The sequence below is a fragment of the Candidatus Centipeda massiliensis genome (assembly GCF_900290285.1).
Taxonomy (GTDB): Bacteria; Bacillota; Negativicutes; order Selenomonadales; family Selenomonadaceae; genus Centipeda; species Centipeda massiliensis.
The window spans coordinates 760,759-778,337 of the sequence record NZ_LT985754.1; the positions used below are offsets into that span (position 1 = coordinate 760,759).

Annotated in this window: 17 protein-coding genes and 1 other RNA gene; 16 read left to right on the forward strand and 2 right to left on the reverse strand. The window is 59.1% G+C overall.

The window, feature by feature from the left end:
- Nucleotides 1–63 precede the first annotated feature (63 nt).
- Nucleotides 64–1,254 (reverse strand): MFS transporter, encoded by a 1,191-nt coding sequence (locus C8273_RS03670; protein WP_106626453.1) that lies wholly within the window; start codon nucleotides 1,252–1,254, stop codon nucleotides 64–66.
- A 232-nt stretch (nucleotides 1,255–1,486) separates the two neighbouring features.
- On the opposite strand from C8273_RS03670, the gene C8273_RS03675 reads away from it, so the two are divergent.
- The gene (locus C8273_RS03675; protein WP_106626454.1) at nucleotides 1,487–2,146 is read left to right on the forward strand and encodes a 3'-5' exonuclease; all 660 of its coding nucleotides are present in this window, start codon (nucleotides 1,487–1,489) and stop codon (nucleotides 2,144–2,146) included.
- Between the two features lie 86 nt (nucleotides 2,147–2,232).
- On the opposite strand, the gene ssrA is transcribed toward C8273_RS03675, so the two are convergent.
- Nucleotides 2,233–2,583: a transfer-messenger RNA gene (ssrA, locus tag C8273_RS03680) on the reverse strand.
- Nucleotides 2,584–2,720: 137 nt separating this feature from the next.
- Here ssrA and lpxC point away from each other — a divergent pair.
- From lpxC to lptB, 15 genes are all read left to right on the forward strand, one after another.
- On the forward strand, nucleotides 2,721–3,566 hold the full coding sequence (gene lpxC / locus C8273_RS03685) for a UDP-3-O-acyl-N-acetylglucosamine deacetylase (protein ID WP_106626455.1): 846 nt from the start codon (nucleotides 2,721–2,723) through the stop codon (nucleotides 3,564–3,566).
- Nucleotides 3,547–3,987 (forward strand): 3-hydroxyacyl-ACP dehydratase FabZ, encoded by a 441-nt coding sequence (fabZ, locus tag C8273_RS03690; protein ID WP_106626456.1) that lies wholly within the window; start codon nucleotides 3,547–3,549, stop codon nucleotides 3,985–3,987. Before lpxC ends, fabZ begins: the two co-directional genes overlap by 20 nt.
- 198 nt (nucleotides 3,988–4,185) lie before the next feature.
- On the forward strand, nucleotides 4,186–4,998 hold the full coding sequence (lpxA, locus tag C8273_RS03695) for an acyl-ACP--UDP-N-acetylglucosamine O-acyltransferase (RefSeq protein ID WP_106626457.1): 813 nt from the start codon (nucleotides 4,186–4,188) through the stop codon (nucleotides 4,996–4,998).
- 8 nt (nucleotides 4,999–5,006) lie between these two features.
- Nucleotides 5,007–5,810 carry an LpxI family protein gene (locus C8273_RS03700; protein ID WP_106626458.1) on the forward strand — a complete coding sequence of 268 codons (804 nt, stop codon included), beginning with the start codon at nucleotides 5,007–5,009 and terminating at the stop codon, nucleotides 5,808–5,810.
- 174 nt (nucleotides 5,811–5,984) lie between these two features.
- Nucleotides 5,985–7,118: a lipid-A-disaccharide synthase gene (lpxB, locus tag C8273_RS03705; RefSeq protein ID WP_106626459.1), complete on the forward strand. Its 1,134-nt coding sequence runs from the start codon at nucleotides 5,985–5,987 to the stop codon at nucleotides 7,116–7,118.
- A 22-nt stretch (nucleotides 7,119–7,140) separates the two neighbouring features.
- Nucleotides 7,141–8,865 carry a lipid A export permease/ATP-binding protein MsbA gene (gene msbA, locus C8273_RS03710; RefSeq protein WP_106626460.1) on the forward strand — a complete coding sequence of 575 codons (1,725 nt, stop codon included), beginning with the start codon at nucleotides 7,141–7,143 and terminating at the stop codon, nucleotides 8,863–8,865.
- A 2-nt stretch (nucleotides 8,866–8,867) separates the two neighbouring features.
- On the forward strand, nucleotides 8,868–11,384 hold the full coding sequence (gene lpxK / locus C8273_RS03715; protein ID WP_106626461.1) for a tetraacyldisaccharide 4'-kinase: 2,517 nt from the start codon (nucleotides 8,868–8,870) through the stop codon (nucleotides 11,382–11,384).
- Between the two features lie 37 nt (nucleotides 11,385–11,421).
- On the forward strand, nucleotides 11,422–12,156 hold the full coding sequence (gene kdsB / locus C8273_RS03720) for a 3-deoxy-manno-octulosonate cytidylyltransferase (protein WP_106626462.1): 735 nt from the start codon (nucleotides 11,422–11,424) through the stop codon (nucleotides 12,154–12,156).
- Between the two features lie 98 nt (nucleotides 12,157–12,254).
- Complete coding sequence (gene kdsA, locus C8273_RS03725; protein WP_106626463.1) at nucleotides 12,255–13,082, forward strand: 3-deoxy-8-phosphooctulonate synthase; 828 nt, start codon at nucleotides 12,255–12,257, stop codon at nucleotides 13,080–13,082.
- 9 nt (nucleotides 13,083–13,091) lie between these two features.
- Entirely contained in the window at nucleotides 13,092–14,072 is a 981-nt protein-coding gene (locus C8273_RS03730) for a KpsF/GutQ family sugar-phosphate isomerase (protein ID WP_106626464.1), read from the forward strand.
- Entirely contained in the window at nucleotides 14,072–14,629 is a 558-nt protein-coding gene (locus C8273_RS03735) for a KdsC family phosphatase (RefSeq protein ID WP_106626465.1), read from the forward strand. Before C8273_RS03730 ends, C8273_RS03735 begins: the two co-directional genes overlap by 1 nt.
- A gap of 23 nt (nucleotides 14,630–14,652) precedes the next feature.
- Nucleotides 14,653–15,567: a lysophospholipid acyltransferase family protein gene (locus C8273_RS03740; RefSeq protein WP_106626466.1), complete on the forward strand. Its 915-nt coding sequence runs from the start codon at nucleotides 14,653–14,655 to the stop codon at nucleotides 15,565–15,567.
- Nucleotides 15,567–16,112 carry an LPS export ABC transporter periplasmic protein LptC gene (gene lptC / locus C8273_RS03745; protein WP_106626467.1) on the forward strand — a complete coding sequence of 182 codons (546 nt, stop codon included), beginning with the start codon at nucleotides 15,567–15,569 and terminating at the stop codon, nucleotides 16,110–16,112. The genes C8273_RS03740 and lptC overlap by 1 nt, the downstream gene beginning before the upstream one ends.
- Nucleotides 16,109–16,804 (forward strand): LptA/OstA family protein, encoded by a 696-nt coding sequence (locus tag C8273_RS03750; protein WP_106626468.1) that lies wholly within the window; start codon nucleotides 16,109–16,111, stop codon nucleotides 16,802–16,804. Before lptC ends, C8273_RS03750 begins: the two co-directional genes overlap by 4 nt.
- Nucleotides 16,805–16,816: 12 nt before the next feature.
- Nucleotides 16,817–17,536, forward strand: coding sequence for an LPS export ABC transporter ATP-binding protein (gene lptB / locus C8273_RS03755; protein WP_106626469.1), 720 nt, complete (start codon nucleotides 16,817–16,819; stop codon nucleotides 17,534–17,536).
- Nucleotides 17,537–17,579 lie beyond the last annotated feature (43 nt).

Genomic DNA, 17,579 nt, shown 5'->3' on the forward strand with positions numbered 1-17,579 from the left:
AGTTGGCGTGTTATCGCCAACGAAAAATGCGGTACGAAGCTGTTTTGACTTCGTACCGCATTTTCACGTTTCTGCATCTCTTTGTATATATCTCCACCACACGAACAGCGCGAGCACGAGCAGGAGACTGCCCACCGTGGGGAAGAGGTAGTGCATGCCGAGATAGGTCGCGACGATGCCGCCGAGCAGCGGACCTGTGAACCCACCGACCTGCTGTGCAGCGAAGAGCATGCCGAACACGCTGCCCTTGAGCTGTGCGGGTGTGTGCTGTGCAATCACCGCGTTGAGTGACGGCTGTATTCCGGCGAGAAACAACCCGGCTCCGAACTGCATTGCGGCAAACGGCAAAAGTGTATCGGGGATGCCCTGCAGTATGAGCATGATGCCGGCAAGCGACATCGTAAGGCACATCGAACGGAAGTAGCCGCGCCGCGCTCCGAAGATGCCCCAGACGGGGGCTGCCATCGCACCTGCGATCCCGCCGAGGGAGAACACAATCCCGGCGATCAGCACGATGTTCTCCAGATCGCCCGCGAGATATCTGATGTAGGTCGTGAGGACAGGCATCAGAACGAACGTTACCATCTGTGCGAGCGTGCTCACAATCATCATCGTCCGCAGGATGGGGATGTTCCAGAGATGCCACGGAGACTTTTCCTCCGCCGTGAGCGGTGCAGCATCCTTCGGCATCGGTGGCTCCTTGATGACGAAGGTGAACGCGAGGAAATTGATGAAGAGTGCCAGTCCCCCGATGTAGAAGCTCGCGCGCATCCCGAACGCCTCTGCGAGCACACCGCCGAGCAGAGGACCGATGACCCCGCCCGCCGTCAGCGTGCCCTGCAGTATGCCAAGGGAGAAGCCAAGCCGCTCCTGCGGCGCATAGAGTGTCATGATCGCGAGATCCATCGGCCAGAGCCCCGCTGCAAATCCCTGAAAGACGCGGACGAGGACAAGCTGCTCGGGCGAGGTCACAATGCCGCCAAGCAGGTAACTGATCGCGATGAGGAGGCTCGCACGCATCGCCATGAGCCTTTTCCCCCGGCGATCCGCCATGCGACCCCAGATCGGCGCCATCACCGCCGAGACGAGGAACGTCACGGAGAATGTGAGACCCGCCCAGAGGTTGACCGAGGCATCGTCCACGCCAAGCTCATGCGTCAGATACATCGGCAGGAACGGAATAATCATCGTATAGCTCGCCGACATAAAGAGTACATTGCACGTCAGCAGCGCGAGTATCACTTTCCAATTCATCCGCAGCCCCCCTTTTTCCCATATATCTGTATTCTACCACGTTTTTCAGAAAAAAATAGGGGTGGGACAAAATACCTAGACGTTGATTTTCTGAAAACTTTATGCTATGATGATACAAACACGAAACACTTCACGTTGACAATGCGTGCCTGTTTGGCAGCGTCATAAAACACCGCAACACCCTCTGCCGTGCGTCATTTGCGGCAGAGTTTTTTGAAAGTAAGGATTGCCCATGAAACACATTGTCGTAGACCTTGAGATGAACCCTGTCGCGAAGGAGTACAGGGATATCCGCAGAAAGCTCAACGGAGAGATCATCGAGATCGGCGCGGTTCGATTGAATGAACTCTTTGAACAGGAGGACGAGTTCCAGTGCTACGTCTGCCCCGAGTACGGGATGGTGAAGAAGCACATCACCGAGCTGACGGGCATCACGCAGGAAAAAGTTGCGGGACGCCCCGCATTTTCTGAGAGCTTTCAATCGTTTGTCGCTTGGATTGGCGAGGCGGAGACGAAGATCTACTCGTGGAGCATGTCGGACATCAAGCAGCTGCGCAAGGAGTGCCGTCTGAAACTCCCGACGTTCGACGTGGGCTGGCTCGATGCGCGTTGGGTCGATCTGCAGCAGGCGTTTGATGATCGCCTGGGGCTGCACAACAGCCTCGCACTGAAGCATGCACTTGGCGCGATGGGGCGCAGCTTCGAGGGCAGTCAGCACTCCGCGCTCGCCGATGCACGCAACACGAGCGCCGTCCTCGCACTCATGCAGGACGATGCGCGCTTCCGTGAGACCATGCGCCCCGTGCTTGAGATCTTAGAACCCAGTGAAGGTCTCTCCGACTCCATCGGCGAGCTCTTTCCCGATCTGGAAAAACTGAAGAATAAGCTGTAGGAATGAATTGCCGTACGCGAGAGCGGGCGGCTTTTTGCTTGGTCACAACAAAAAACCGCCCGTATGGGCGGCTCAACAAGTCAAATTGGTGGAGATGAGGAGAATCGAACTCCTGTCCGAAGATAATACTACATGGATTTCTCCGAGCGCAGTCTGTGCTTTGATTTAGGTGCAGCACCGCCCGCAGACAAGCTGTCCTGTACCGATCACGATGAGGTTCCCATGAGAGTTATCGTGCGGTGGCTCTCAGGTATCCCGCGTTTGACCCCTTACTCCATCCGTGCGGGAGGCAGACGGAAAGGGGCTGGCTTAAGCCGCCAGAGCGTAGTCTTCGTTTGCTTTTATGTTTAATAAAAGTTTCACCTTACTAACGGGGTGATGACCCCCCGGCTCGCTGTCCACATACTACCCATCCCCGTCGAGACCATTACATCCCCGATAATGGAAGCATTGGCGCTTGTCTATATCATAGCAGAAGGCAGGAGGCTTGTCAAATCGTGTTTTTTCTTGCAACTTCTAAAAAAATTTAGTATCATGAGTACGAACAATGGTGAGTGTCCGAGGAGGATAACGCTTGCAAAGAGAGAGAACACTGGCATCGCGTGTGGTCTACGATGGCATCGGGCTGCACTCTGGGAAGCCGGTACATATAGAAATTGCCCCGGCTCCGCCGAGGACGGGAATACAGTTCGCACGGATCGACCTGCCCGAGGCGCTGCCGGTTGCCGCGACGGCGGAAAACGTGACGGCGACGCTTCGCGCGACGACGATTGCCGCGGGGACGTTGAAATTTTTTACGATTGAGCATCTGATGAGTGCCCTTCACGTCAGCGGTGTGGATAACTGTCTTGTTCTGCTCAACGCGGAGGAGCCGCCCGTGGTGGACGGCAGTGCGCGCACGTTCTTCCGTCTGATTGCAGAGGCGGGGACGGTGGAGCAGGATGCGGAACGCCGTGTGACGGTGATTGACCGCGTCTATCGTGTGGACGATGGCAGTCACTTCGTCATGGCGGTGCCATACGATGGGCTGCGAGTCTCGTTCACGTCGTTGAACGAGCACCCGCTGATCGGCGTGCAGTACTATGACATCGAGGTTACGCCCGAATCGTATGGCAAAGAGATTGCGCCCGCACGAACGATTGCCTACGAGAAGGAGGTCGCGGCACTGCAGGCGAACGGGCTCGGTCTTGGCGGCTCGCTCGAAACGGTGATTGTCTACAACGACGAGGGATGGATGAATCCGCTCAACTTCCCAAATGAACTCGTGCGGCACAAGATCCTCGATGTACTCGGGGATATCCGTCTCGCGGGGGTTATTCGCGGTCATATCATCGCAGTTGCGTCGGGGCACGCGCTCAACACGGCACTGGCGAAGCAGATTGCAGAGGAGAGGAAACAGCATGACTTTGGACATCAATGAGATTCAGCAGATTCTGCCGCATCGCCCGCCGATGCTGCTCGTGGATCGGATTACGGAACTTGTGCCGTTCAAATCGGCGACGGGTGTCAAGTGCGTGACGATGAATGAGCCGTTCTTTCTTGGGCACTTCCCGGGACATCCGATCATGCCCGGCGTCCTCCTCCTTGAGGGGATGGCGCAGGTGGGCGGCGTGACGATGCTCTATCCGGAGGAACATCGCGGCAAGATCGCGCTCTTCGGCGGGATGGAGAATGTGAAATTCAAGCGCCCTGTTGTCCCTGGTGATGTCGTTGTGACGAAGGCGGAGCTCGTGCGCGTGCGCGGTGTCTTCGGCGTGCTCCATGCGGATGCGTATGTCGAGGGCGAACTCGTCGCCTCGGCGGATTTCAAATTTGCACTGAAAAATGGGGATGAACTCTGACAATAGAGTGATAAATACAAGAAAACCGGACATAATCCACGAATAAGAAGAACTGTTTGGTGATAACGGCTGATCTTTCGATGTGAAAGATGCGCTGTTCTGCCAGATCATATAGTAGGGAGCGCTGTATCAGTGCTGCCCTATCACGTGGAATGTGTCTGCCCCGCTTTTTGCTTGGGGCTGAAGGAGTTGAAATAGATGACAGGCAGCAGCAAGGTACTTGCCTACATCCACGAAACGGCGGTGATTGCCCCGACGGCGCGCATCGCAAAGGGCGTGGAGATCGGGCCATACGCGGTCATCTCGGATCATGTCCAAATCGGCGAGGGAACGAAGATCGGCCCACACGTCGTCATCAAGGAATGGACGCAGATCGGCCGCGACTGCAATATCTTCCAAGGCGCGTCGATTGGTGAGGTGCCGCAGGATCTGAAGTTCAAGGGCGAAAAGAGCTATACGTTCATCGGCGACCGCACGACGATCCGCGAGTGTGCAACGGTACACCGTGCGACGGGCGAGGGCGAGGAGACACGTATCGGCGACGACTGTCTGCTGATGGCGTATACACACATCGCGCACAACTGCGTACTCGGCAACCGCATTATCATGAGCAACGCGGCGATGCTTGCGGGGCACGCGATTGTCGAGGACGGTGTCGTGATCGGCGGCATGGCAGGTGTGCACCAGTTTGTAAAGATTGGGCGCAACGCGATGATCGGCGGCACGTCGAAGCTCGTGCAGGATGTTGTGCCGTTCACAATGGTGGATGGGCACCCCGCGCGCGCCGTGGGGCTCAACAGCGTCGGCATTTCGCGTGCGGGCATTCCGATTGCCGTGCGCCGCCGCATCAAACAGGCATATAAGATTCTCTATCGTTCGGGGCTGAACCTCACGCAGGCGATTGCCGTGATTGAGCAGGAGGTGGACTCCTGCGAAGAGATCGATCATCTCCTGCGCTTCCTCCGCAATGCGGAGCGTGGGATCTGCCGCGAACGTCATGAGGATGAGTGAGGGATACTATGGAAAAATTGGGGCTGCTTGCAGGTGTCGGACATCTGCCCGCCGCGTGTGCGCGTGCGGCGCGTGCGCAGGGCTTTGAGGTACACGCAATCGCACTTCTGCCGGAATGTGATCCGGATCTGAAGGAGGCGGCGTCGGTCTATCGTGAGATCAGCATCGGTTCGATTGCCTCCATTCTGGCGTATTTGCAGCAGGAGGGCATTACGAAGGTCACGATGATCGGCAAGGTGACGAAGGAGCTGCTCTTTACGGGGAAAATCCAGCCCGACGAGATGCTGCGCGGGCTGCTCATGCAGCTGCCGAATCAGAACGACGATACGATCATGATGATGTTCGTCGGCGCACTGATGAAGGTGGGCGTGACGCCGCTCGACCAGACGGTGCTCATCAAGCCGCTGATGCCGGCGGCGGGTGTACTGACGAGTCGTCAGCCGACCGAGGCGGAGCGTGCGGATATGGAGTATGGGCTCCAGATGGCGCGTGAGATTGGTCGGCTCGATGTCGGTCAGACCGCCGTCGTGAAGAACCGTGCGGTGATGGCGCTTGAGGCGATTGAGGGGACGGACGCGTGCATCCGGCGCGGCGGTCAGCTCGCGGGCGGCGGCGCGGTTGTCGCAAAGGCGGCGAAGCCGCAGCAGGACAGCCGCTTCGATGTGCCAGCGGTGGGACTTGATACGATCGAGTCACTCGTCGCGGCAAAAGCATCGGCACTTGTCATTGAGGCGGAGAGAACCCTTTTCATCGACAAGGAGCGTGCGATTGCGCTCGCCGAGGCGAACGGCATTACGATTGCTGCGATGTAAGAGATTTTGGGGCGCCCCTTCCACCGCTTCGCGGTCCCCCTCCCCCGTTTCGACGGGGGAGGCTTTGGAGCAATGGCATTTTAGGTGCGTAGTGCCGATGGGGGACTTCTAACGAATACCGGCTGCATTCGTAGTATGCTCGTTATTTGTCATGTTTGAGGAGGTCTTGCCTTTTTGAAAATTATGCTTTCGGCGGGGGAGACCTCGGGTGATCTCCACGGGGCCGCACTCGCACGTGAACTGTGTGCACTGGATCCATCTGTTTCCCTCATTGGTTTTGGCGGGGCTGAGATGGCAGCGGCGGGGGTCGTCCTGCGCCAGAATTACATAGATTACAATGTTATGGGGATCTCTGCGGTGCTGTTCAATTTGCGCCGTATCTTTGCTCTCCTCGATGACCTTACGCGGCTCATGGAGGAGGAGCGCCCGGATGTGCTCGTCATCATCGACTATCCGGACTTTAATTGGCGGCTCGCGGCGCGGGCGAAAGAGCGGGGGATCCCCGTTTTTTCTTATATTCCCCCCTCTGCGTGGGCGTGGCGCAAGGGACGTGCAAAGTCCTGCGCCGCGCTTGCAGATGAGATCGTTGCGATTTTCCCGCATGAGCTGCCGCCCTACGAGGCGGCGGGCGCGAACATCTCCTTTGTCGGCAACCCGCTCATTGACACGGTGCACGCGGAGATGAGCGCGGAGGAGGCGCGCAGCCACTTTGGCATCGGCACGGATGATGTGCCGATCCTTCTCATGCCGGGCAGCCGACGCGAGGAGATCGAGCGGCTGCTCCCGCCCATGCTCGGAGCAGCGGAGATCCTCGCGGCACAAGACGCTGCGCGGCGCTTCTTCCTGCCCGTGGCGGGCGGTGTGGATGCCGCGCAGATTGAGAAACACCTTGCTGCCTCCTCCGTCACGGTCACGCTCACCCATGACGCACGCTACGCCCTTATGGGCGCTGCGCGGGCGGCGATTGCAGCGTCGGGGACGGTCATCATGGAGGCAGCGATTATGGGGCTGCCCGCCGTCGTTCTCTACCGTATGTCTGCGCTTTCCTATTTGATCGGACGCCTGCTCGTCGACGTGCCGCGCTTTTCCCTGCCGAACATTCTGCTCGGGGAGACATTCGAGACGGAGCTGCTGCAGGATGCGGTGCAGCCTGCGCGGATCGCGGAGGCGATGGAGCGGATCATCGTGGACGGTGCAGATCGCGCATACGTGACGGATTGCCTTGCGCGAGCCGTCGCCAAACTCGGCGCGCCCCATGCTGCGCGCCGCGTGGCGGAGAAGATTCTTGCGCTCGCAAGGCGCACATAATACATTTCCCGCTAGGAGAACTATGAAGAATTATACAAGACTGCTTGCCTACATGCGACCGTACGTGAAAAAATTCGCGCTCGCGATCGTGTGCATCATCCTCGCCTCAGCGGCGAATCTCTACGTCCCGTGGATCATCAAGGACATGATTGACGACGTGCTTGCGGACAAGAATATGGCACTTCTCAACGCCATCTGCATCGGCATCGTCGTCATCTTTTTCCTGCGCGGGATTTTTTACTTTGGGCAGTCCTATCTCGTCTCCTACATCGGGCAGAAGGTTATCATCGACGTGCGCGAGGTCATGTTCCGCAAGTTCCAGCGGATGCCGCTCGCGTATTATGACCGGCACCAGACGGGCGAGATCATGAGCTACGTCACAAACGATGTCGCCGCGATTCAGTCCGCGCTCGTGGATAATCTCATCGACCTCGTGACGGAGGGCTGCATCCTCGTTGGCTCGCTCGTCCTCATGTTCTACCTCGACTGGAAGCTCTCACTCCTGACCCTCATCGTCATACCGATGGTCGGGCAGGCGATGAAGATCTTCGGGCGTAAAATAAAGAAATCGAGCAACGTCATTCAGGAGCGTCTCGCGGAGATCACGGCGCTCCTGCAGGAGAGCTTCTCTGCGACGCGCGTTGTGAAGTCCTTTGTGCGCGAGGACTACGAAATCGAGCGCTTTGTGCGCAGCAATCACCGCAATTTCGAGGCGGTGATGAAGAATGTGCAGCAGACGAGCATGCTCACGCCGACGGTCGAGTTCCTCGCGGCGATTGCCGTCACCTTCATCGTCTGGTTCGGCGGCTATGAGGTCGTCAACGGCGATATCACGGCGGGCGCGTTCGTCGCGTTCCTCACGTATGCTGTCAATCTGGCAAATCCCGTCAAGCGTCTCTCGCGCATCTACGGGAACCTCCAAAAGGCGATGGCGGCGGTCGACCGCGTGTTCTCCATTGTCGATCTTCAGGAGAGCATTACGGACAAGCCGACGGCAACGCCGCTCCCCCCCGTCGCGGGACATGTGCGCTTCGACAATGTGACATTCTCCTATAAGGAGGGGCGTCCTGCGCTGGACGGTATCACCCTTGAGGCGGAGCCGGGCGAGATGATCGCCTTCGTTGGACCCTCGGGTGCGGGCAAGTCAACGATTGCAAACCTCATCCCGCGCTTCTATGAGGTGGACAGCGGCGCGATTACCGTGGATGGACACGATATCCGCGACGTGACGCTCGCCTCGCTGCGCGGGCAGATCGGGCTTGTGCCGCAGGAGACGATGCTGTTCTCTACGACGATCCGCGAGAACATCCGCTATGGACGCCTCGATGCGACGGATGCGGAGATCGAGGAGGCGGCGCGCGCGGCAAACGCCCACAATTTTATCATGGAGCTTGAGCGCGGCTACGATACCGAGATCGGCGAGCGCGGTGTCAGCATCTCGGGCGGACAGCGGCAGCGCATTGCGATTGCACGCGCGATCCTCAAGGATCCACGCATTCTTATCCTCGATGAGGCGACCTCCGCGCTCGATACGGAGAGCGAGAAGATCGTGCAGGCGGCGCTCGACAACCTCATGATCGGCCGCACGAGCTTTGTCATTGCGCATCGTCTCTCGACAGTCTTTAACGCTGACCGCATCTACGTCATTGACGGTGGTCACATCGTGGAGCAGGGAACCCATGAGGAGCTGCTGGCAAAGGGCGGGCTCTATCAGCATCTCTATGACATTCAGTTTCGGGGAGAGTGATTATGAGATTTCTCTATAACTTAGCGGCAATCCTCATCGTCACCATCATCATACCGATCTTTATGCTGCGCGCGACGCGTGAGCGCGGCTTTGTTGAGCGCATCAAGCAGAGCTTTGGCTTCTATCCGCAGGAGACCATCGACAAGGTGGCGGGCAAGAATGCGATTTGGGTGCACGCGGCGTCCGTCGGTGAGATCGTGGCGACCAGCCCGCTCGTCCGTGAGTTCCGCAAGGCGTTTCCGGACAGCCCCATCCTCGTCTCGGTTGTTACGACGGGCGGCTATGAGATGGCGCACCGCATCATCAAGGACGCGGACGCGATCATCTACTTCCCGCTCGATCTGCCGTTTCTCGCCGCGCGTGTCGTGGGACGCATTCGCCCGCGCGTATTCCTGCCCGTGGAGACGGAACTCTGGCCGAACTTCCTCAAAAAGGCGAAGCAGCTCGATGTGCCCGTCATGATGGTCAACGGTCGCATCAGTGACCGCAGCGTCAAGCAGTACAAGTATCTGCTCGGCATGCTGCGCGAGATGATCGGGACGGTGAAATGCTTCGCCATGCAGTCGAGCATCGATGCAGACTACATCATGCGTCTCGGTGCACCGCGCGAACTCGTCACGGTCACAGGCAATACGAAATTCGATCAGGCGTATACGAGCGTCAGCCCCGAAGAGCGAGCGGCACTGATTCGTGAGCTGGGACTTACGGGCGCGAGTCACATCATGATCGCGGGATCGACCCATCGCGGCGAGGAGGAGCTTGTGCTTGCGGCATTTGCCGCCGCGCGTGCCGTCGAGCCGGGACTGCGCCTCATCATCGCGCCGCGCGAGGTGCTGCGCACGATGGAGGTGGAGCATCTCTGCCGCAAGGCGGGTTTTACCGTCAATACGCGAAAAAACCTTCAAAAGGGTGCAGAGGGCGGCGAGGACATCGTTATCCTCGACACGGTCGGCGAGCTCGGGCGTGTCTATGGACTCGGCGATGTGATCTACATCGGCGGCAGCCTCATTCCGCACGGCGGACACAATATCTTGGAGCCTGCGGCGCACGGCAAGGCGATCATTGTCGGCAACCAGATGTTCAACTTCAAGGACATCCACGCGCTCTTCCGCAACCGCAATGCCGTCGTGACGGTCACGAACGGCGCGGAACTGACGCAGGAAACGCTGCGCCTTTTCGGGGACGCAGCGGAGCGTGAACGCCTTGAGCGCGAAACGCTTGCCATCATCAACGAGAACAAGGGAGCGTCGAAGAAATCCGCGCAGATTCTTGTGGATATGCTTGCGACGTACGAGGCTCGCCGCGCTCTGCGTGCGCAGGAGCGCATCCGTGCGCATCGCGTGCGTGCGACGCAGAAGGTCGCCAATTTCCAGACGTATTTCATCGATCTCGTCCATGACAAGGAGGTGCGCGGCATCTCGCGCAGACTCATCATGGCAGTGTTCTATGCCTTCTCGCTCATCTACGAGCAGCTGGTCAATCTGAAACTCACCATGTACCGTCTTGGCTGGGCGAAAAAGGAGCAGCTGCCCTGCTTTGTCATCAGCCTCGGCAATGTTACGGTTGGCGGTACGGGCAAGACCCCGACGGCGCAGCATCTTGCACGCGCAATTCACGCGATGGGCTACCGCGTCGCCATTCTCAACCGCGGCTACCGTGCGAAGTGGCGCGGCGAGGTCGGCATCGTCTCCGACGGACACACGCTCAAGATGGATGCGGAAACGGCGGGCGACGAGGCGTATATGTTGGCAAAGCATCTGCCGGATGTGCCCGTGCTGATTGGTCCGAAGCGTTCCGTGACGGGGCGCTACGCGATCGAGCATTTCGGCGCCGAGGTGGCGATCCTCGACGACGGCTACCAGCACTGGCAGCTTGCGCGCGACATGGATATCCTGCTCGTGGATGCGGTGAACGTGTTCGGCAACGGCTATCTCCTGCCGCGCGGCACACTGCGCGAGCCGCTGTCGCACATCGACCGCGCGGATGTCTGCCTCATGACGAAGGTCGATCAGGCGGCACCCGGTGCAATCGAGCATATATGGGAGACGTTCCGCAGCTACAATCAGGATGGGCTGATTCTCGAAAGCATTCATCAGCCGCGCCAGTTTGTTCGGCTCTCCGATTGGTATGAGGATATTGGTGCGGGGGGCATTCCCGTTACGGAGATGGAGGGGAAGAAGGTGCTCGCACTCTCCGCCATCGGCAATCCTGCCTCCTTTGAGCAGACTCTTGCCGATCTTGGCGTTGAGATCGTTGAGAGTATGCGCTACCCCGACCATCATGACTACGATGAGCGCGATATGGCAGAGGTGCTGTATCGCGCGGAGACGCTCGGCGTCGAGGCAATCGTCAGTACGGAGAAGGATGCGGTAAAGGTGCCGGGGGATGTGGTGCGTGCAAAGTGGCGCATTCCGATGTACGTGATTGCCGTTGAGGTTACGTTCCAGAAGGGGCAGGAGGCATTCTTCCGCACGCTTGAGGAGCAGCTTGCAGCGAAGCTGCGTCCTGCATCCGAGTAAACTGTAGCAGACTGGTGATACATACTGAGGTGATCGTATGAAAGTTCTCTGCATTATCCCCGCGCGTTACGCATCCACGCGTCTGCCGGGCAAACCCCTGCGCGACATCGCTGGGAAACCCATGATCGTACGTGTCTACGAGCGTGCCGTGCGGGCAAAGCGCGTGCAGGATGTCGTCGTCGCGACGGACGATGAACGCATTCGCGCCGCCGTCGAGGAGCACGGCGGCCGCGCCGTCATGACCCGTGCCGACCATGCGACGGGGACGGATCGCCTCGCCGAGGTCGCAGAGAAGATGACCGGCTACGACCTCATCATCAACGTGCAGGGGGATGAACCGCTCATCGATTCTGCGGTGATTGACGCGCTTGTCGAGCCGTTCCTTGCGGACGCACAACTCCCCATGGCGACAGCGAAGACCCTGCTCACGGACGAGGAGGAAATCACGAACCCGAACAACGTCAAGGTTATCACAGACCTCGCGGGGAATGCCCTCTACTTCTCGCGTGCCCGCATCCCATACGCGCGGAATGCTGGAGCGAAGGTATACAAACATATCGGCATCTATGCGTATCGCCGTGATTTCCTGCTCGCGTATGCGCGTATGGCGCAGACCCCGCTCGAACGCTCCGAGTCCCTGGAGCAGCTGCGCGCCCTTGAGAACGGGCACCGCATCCGCGTCATCGAGACGGACGCCGTATTTATTGGCGTCGACACGGAGGAGGATCTTGCAGCGGTTAACGAAGTCTATCAAAGAGAAGGCATTCATTGACCGATGTCAGCGAAAACTCTATAATAATGATTGTAAATCCCGTATGCACTCCTGCATACGGATAGAACATAACATGATTATTGAAAGGAGCCATGAAGATGAACAAAGTGAAGCTGGCGAATTTTGAGATCGGCGGCGGTGAGCCGCTGGTGCTGCTTGCGGGACCCTGTGTCCTCGAAGGACTTGATCGTTCGCTTATGATCGGGCGCGGCATCAAGGAGATCGCGGATCGTCTCGGGATTCCCTACGTATTCAAGGCATCCTTTGACAAGGCAAACCGCTCTGCCTACCACAGCTTCCGTGGCCCCGGACTTGAGGAGGGCGTCAAGATCCTCGGCAAGATTCGCGAGGAACTCGGCGTGCCCGTCGTGACGGACATTCACGAGACCTCGCAGGCGGAGCCTGTCGCAAAGGTCGCGGACATCCTCCAGATCCCCGCATTTCTCTCGCGCCAGACCGACCTCCTGCACGCGGCGGCGCAGACGGGGGCGGTCGTCAATGTGAAGAAGGGGCAGTTCCTCTCGCCGAACGATATGCGCAATGTCGTCGATAAGATCCACGAAAGCGGCAGCGACCGCATCCTCCTCACGGAGCGCGGCGAGAGCTTCGGTTACAACAATCTCGTTGTCGACATGCGCGCCTTCCCAATCATGCGCAGCTTCGGCTATCCTGTGATCTTCGACGGGACGCACAGCGTGCAACTGCCGGGCGGTGCGGGGACGAGTTCGGGCGGACAGCGTGAGTATGTCGAGTATCTCGTGCGTGCAGCAGTCGGGGCGGGCATTGACGGACTCTTCCTTGAGGTGCACGACAATCCCCCCGAGGCTCTGTCGGACGGGGCGAACATGGTCTATCTGGACAAGCTTGAGGATCTGCTGAAGGATGCCCTCGCGATCTATGAGATCGTGCGAAAAAAGCTGAACTAGGAGAACTACATGGCACAGAGTACCATTCGTCAAAAAGCAATCGAAACACTTGAGCTTGAGGCAAAGGCGGTCGCACAGCTTACGGAGCGTGTCGATGACGATTTCGAGGCGGCCGTGCGCGCAATCCTTGCCTGTAAGGCGCGCGTCGTCGTCACAGGCATGGGAAAATCCGGTCACGTCGGGCGCAAGATTGCGGCGACGCTCGCAAGTACGGGCACGCCTGCCTTCTTCATGCACCCCGCCGAGGCGTTCCACGGTGATCTCGGCATGGTGACGGCGGACGACATCGTCATCGCCATCTCGAACAGCGGTGAGTCAAACGAGGTGGTGAACATCCTCTCGATCATCCATCGCATCGGTGCGCGGATCATCGCCATGTGCGGCAGACGCAAATCGCAGCTCGGGCGCAGTGCGGACTTCTACATTGACATCGGTGTCGAACGCGAGGCATGCCCCTTGGGACTCGCTCCGACCAGCTCCACAACGGCGACGCTCGCAATGGGCGATGCGATCGCGATGGCACTCATGGAGGCGCGTGACTTCAAGAAGGAGGACTATGCTCTCTTCCATCCGGGCGGTGCACTCGGGCGCAAGCTGCTGCTGACCGTGGCAAACGTGATGCACACGGGGGAGGAAAATCCCGTTGTGCCCTATCACACGACGGCAAAGGACGCGCTCTTTGTCATGACGGACAAGGGGCTGGGTGCCGTCTCCGTCGTCGATGCGGACGGCAAGTTTATCGGACTCGTGACGGACGGCATCATTCGCCGTGCGCTTGCAAAGGACTACAACTTCCTCGATAAGGACGTGGAGAGTATCATGTTCGCCACGCCGCTCACGATTGCGCCGGACAAGATGGCGGCGACGGCACTCTCCGTCATGGAGAAGCATCAGCCGCGTCCCGTCACAGTTCTGCCCGTCGTCGATGAAGCCGGTGTGCCCGTCGGCATCGTACATCTGACAGATCTGCTGCGTCAGGGGGTTGTGTGATGCCGATTCGGCAGGATGCGATTGCACGCGCGAAGAAAATAAAGTGCATCATTCTCGATGTGGACGGCGTGCTCACGGATGGGGGCATCTACGTTGCGCCCGATGGGAGCGAACTCTACAAGCCGTTCTATGCACGGGATGGGCTTGCCATCACGCTTGCACGAAAGGTGGGGCTTTCGACTGCCATCATCACGGGGCGGGCGTCCTCCATTGTGGAGCATCGCGCACGGGAGCTGCACATCGACCTTGTCTATCAGGGTAAGCTCGACAAGCGCGCCGCATACGCGGACATCAAGGCGAAAACGGGATACGCCGATGAGGAAATCGCCTACGTTGGCGACGATATCGTCGATCTTCCAATCATGCGCATGGTTGGGCTGCCCTGCGCTGTGGGCGACTCTGTACCAGAGGTGCGGGAGATCGCGCAGATCATTGCGGCGGAGCGCGGCGGGCGTGGTGCCGTACGCGAGATCTATGAGATCATCTTAAAGACACAGGGGCTGTGGGATGAGGTTCTCACTGCATTTCAGATCAATGCCGATGGTGCCGTACAGTAACAGCAAGGAGAGGAGGTGCGGCAATGCTCTATAATACGCTCATGTTTCTAAGCACCCTTGCGTGCCGCACGCCGCGTCCCCTCCTGCTCGGTGCCGGGTGGGTGCTCGGCAACCTCTACTATCTGCTGATCCCGAAGATGCGCCGCCGTGCCGTGGAGCACATGATGCCCGCACTCGGCATCTCTGAGACGGAGGCGAAACGCCTTGTGCGTGCTTCCTTTATCAATATGGCACGCAACGTCCTTGACATCCTAGCGATGCCCATGCTGAACGAGAAGAATCTCAGCGAATACATCGAGATCGATCATCTTGAGCGTATGCAGGAGGCGCTCGCCGAGGGGCGCGGCGTCGTCGTGCTTACGGGTCATATCGGCTGCTGGGAGTGGCTGTCGGCGGCATTCACGCTGAACGGCATCCCCGTCAGTGCGATCGCAAAGCCGCAGCCGAATATCGAGTACACGCGCGTCCTTGACGATCTGCGCGCGACGATCCACGTTGAGATCTTCTCGCGCGGGACGAGCGAGCTGATCGCGGCGGCGCGGGCACTCAAGCGCGGACGACTCCTCGGCTTTCTCGCCGATCAGGACGGCGGCCCCGGCGGCGCATTCATCGAGTTCCTCGGACGTACGGCGTCGACCCCGCTCGGACCCGCAGTCTTTTCACGCAAGTTCAAATCGCCTGTCGTTCCCGCCTTTATCTTGCGGCAGCCGAACGGCAAGCACAAGGTCGTCGTCGGTGAGATCATGCGCTGTCCCAACACGGGGGACAGTGACCGCGACCTCCATGAATTCACCGTGCAGATGACCGCCATCGTTGAGCGGATCATCCGCGAGAACCCGACGCAGTGGATCTGGTTCCAAAAGCGCTGGAACACTGCCCCCGAGGAGCAGAAGTTGGGCAAGCATCATGTATCGGCGACTGCAAAGGAGGGGGATTGATGGCGCAGAGCAAATGGATCTACGGTGCCGGAGCCGTGATCCTCACGGGGCTGACGATATGGGCGATTGCCACTGTGCCCGAGATTTCGCAGCAGACGGATGAGCCGAGCGGTCCGCGCGTCATGTCCTACGCGGACAATACCCTCAGTGAGGAGCGGGACGGGCGCACGGTCTGGAAGATGACAGCGGAAAAGGTGAACGTCGATATCGATACCAATGACACGGGCATGACGAAGATCGACGGAACATTCTATGCCGAGGACGGGCGCACCCTCACGCTGCAGGCGGAGGAGGGGCGCATGGACAGCAAGACGCGCGACATTGTGCTCACGGGAGCGATTGAGGCGGCAACAAGCGACGGCGCACATCTGCACGCAAGACAGCTCACGTGGACGGCGGCGGAGGGCATGCTTACCGCTGAGGGAGATGCCGAGCTTGTCCGTGACGACATTCGTGCGACGGGCGACCGTATTGTGAGTACGGACGGTTTTCAGAAGTTCAGCATCTTTGGCAATGCGCACATAGAAAAAGGTGGGGCGAAATGACGAAAAAGAAACTCTATCGGGGCGTTCTCACACTCCTCGCGGCGGGGGCGGTCTGCACGGCAGCAGCCGCGCCGCAGCAGAGTGCGGAGCCGACCAGTGTCACAGCGGACAGCCTCACGTATGACACGCGTACGGGACTCATCACGGCGGAGCAGAACGTTCGCATGGAGCAGGGCACGGGCTGGATCGAAGGTGCGCGTGCGACCTACAACACGAAGACCGAGGAGGGGACGGTTGAGGGCGGCGTCCGCGCTGTGCGCGAGGATATGCAGCTCTCCTGCGATCACCTCTCGGGTGTTGGACAGGATCACTGGCAGGCGACAGGCAGTGTCCACATGGTCAAGGCAGGGCGTACGTTCACGGGGGCACAGGTCGACTACTATCCCACACAGAATGAGTATGTTCTCGCTGCGAGCGGCGGCACGATGACGAGCACAGACGGGACGCTCAGCGCAGACCGTCTTGAGGGCTGGCTGCAGGAAAGCCGCTTCATTGGCACAGGGAATGCCCACATCATCAGCCCGCCGCGTGATCTGGAGGGCGGCGGTGACCGCATGGAGTACTTTGGTGCGGCGGAAAAGCCATACGTCGTACTCGACGGAAACGCGTGGGTATTTCAGGGAAACAACATGGCGCGCAGCAAGCACATGACCGTCTATCTTGCGGATGACGGCACAGCCGTTACTGAGTGAGGGGGCTTCATCTTGCATCTCGAATCCCGCAGCCTCATCAAAAAATTCGGCAATCGCACCGTCGTTGACCGCATCTCCGTCCGCATCGACAAGGGCGAGATCGTCGGGTTGCTCGGACCCAACGGTGCGGGCAAGACGACGACGTTCTACATGATCGTCGGGCTTGAAAAGCCAACGCACGGTGATGTCTATCTCTCCGATATCTGCATCACGGACTATCCCATGTATCGGCGCGCGGAGCTTGGCATCAGCTACCTCACGCAGGAGGCATCCATCTTCCGCAAGCTCACCGTCACGGAGAACATCGCCGCGATCCTTGAGACGACGAAACTCTCGAAGGCAGAGCAGAAGCACCGGCTCGACGGACTCCTTGAGGAGTTCCACATCGGGCACGTCCGTGACCGCCGCGGTACGGAACTCTCGGGCGGCGAGCGACGCCGCGTCGAGATTGCACGCTGTCTCGCGCTCGAACCGCAGTTCATTCTGCTCGACGAGCCGTTTGCGGGCGTTGATCCGCTCGCTGTCGCCGACATACAGGAGATCATCGAGTATCTGCGTCAGCGCGGCATGGGCATCCTGATTACGGATCACAACGTCCGCGAGACCCTCCACATCGTCGACCGCGTATACCTCCTCAGCGAGGGCAGACTTCTCCTTGAGGGCGACAGCAAGAGCATCGCCGAGAGTCCGATCGCGCGAAAATTTTATCTGGGGGAGAATTTCAGCTTGTGAACGAAAAAACACCGATCCGTATGCGTACGGATCGGTGTTTCTG

Coding starts and splice junctions, on each gene's coding strand:
- C8273_RS03670 (WP_106626453.1), bottom strand. CDS start 1,254: ATGAATTGGAAAGTGATACTCGCGCTGCTGACGTGCAATGTACTCTTT.
- C8273_RS03675 (WP_106626454.1), top strand. CDS start 1,487: ATGAAACACATTGTCGTAGACCTTGAGATGAACCCTGTCGCGAAGGAG.
- fabZ (WP_106626456.1), top strand. CDS start 3,547: ATGACTTTGGACATCAATGAGATTCAGCAGATTCTGCCGCATCGCCCG.
- lpxA (WP_106626457.1), top strand. CDS start 4,186: ATGACAGGCAGCAGCAAGGTACTTGCCTACATCCACGAAACGGCGGTG.
- C8273_RS03700 (WP_106626458.1), top strand. CDS start 5,007: ATGGAAAAATTGGGGCTGCTTGCAGGTGTCGGACATCTGCCCGCCGCG.
- msbA (WP_106626460.1), top strand. CDS start 7,141: ATGAAGAATTATACAAGACTGCTTGCCTACATGCGACCGTACGTGAAA.
- lpxK (WP_106626461.1), top strand. CDS start 8,868: ATGAGATTTCTCTATAACTTAGCGGCAATCCTCATCGTCACCATCATC.
- kdsB (WP_106626462.1), top strand. CDS start 11,422: ATGAAAGTTCTCTGCATTATCCCCGCGCGTTACGCATCCACGCGTCTG.
- kdsA (WP_106626463.1), top strand. CDS start 12,255: ATGAACAAAGTGAAGCTGGCGAATTTTGAGATCGGCGGCGGTGAGCCG.
- C8273_RS03730 (WP_106626464.1), top strand. CDS start 13,092: ATGGCACAGAGTACCATTCGTCAAAAAGCAATCGAAACACTTGAGCTT.
- C8273_RS03735 (WP_106626465.1), top strand. CDS start 14,072: ATGCCGATTCGGCAGGATGCGATTGCACGCGCGAAGAAAATAAAGTGC.
- C8273_RS03740 (WP_106626466.1), top strand. CDS start 14,653: ATGCTCTATAATACGCTCATGTTTCTAAGCACCCTTGCGTGCCGCACG.
- lptC (WP_106626467.1), top strand. CDS start 15,567: ATGGCGCAGAGCAAATGGATCTACGGTGCCGGAGCCGTGATCCTCACG.
- C8273_RS03750 (WP_106626468.1), top strand. CDS start 16,109: ATGACGAAAAAGAAACTCTATCGGGGCGTTCTCACACTCCTCGCGGCG.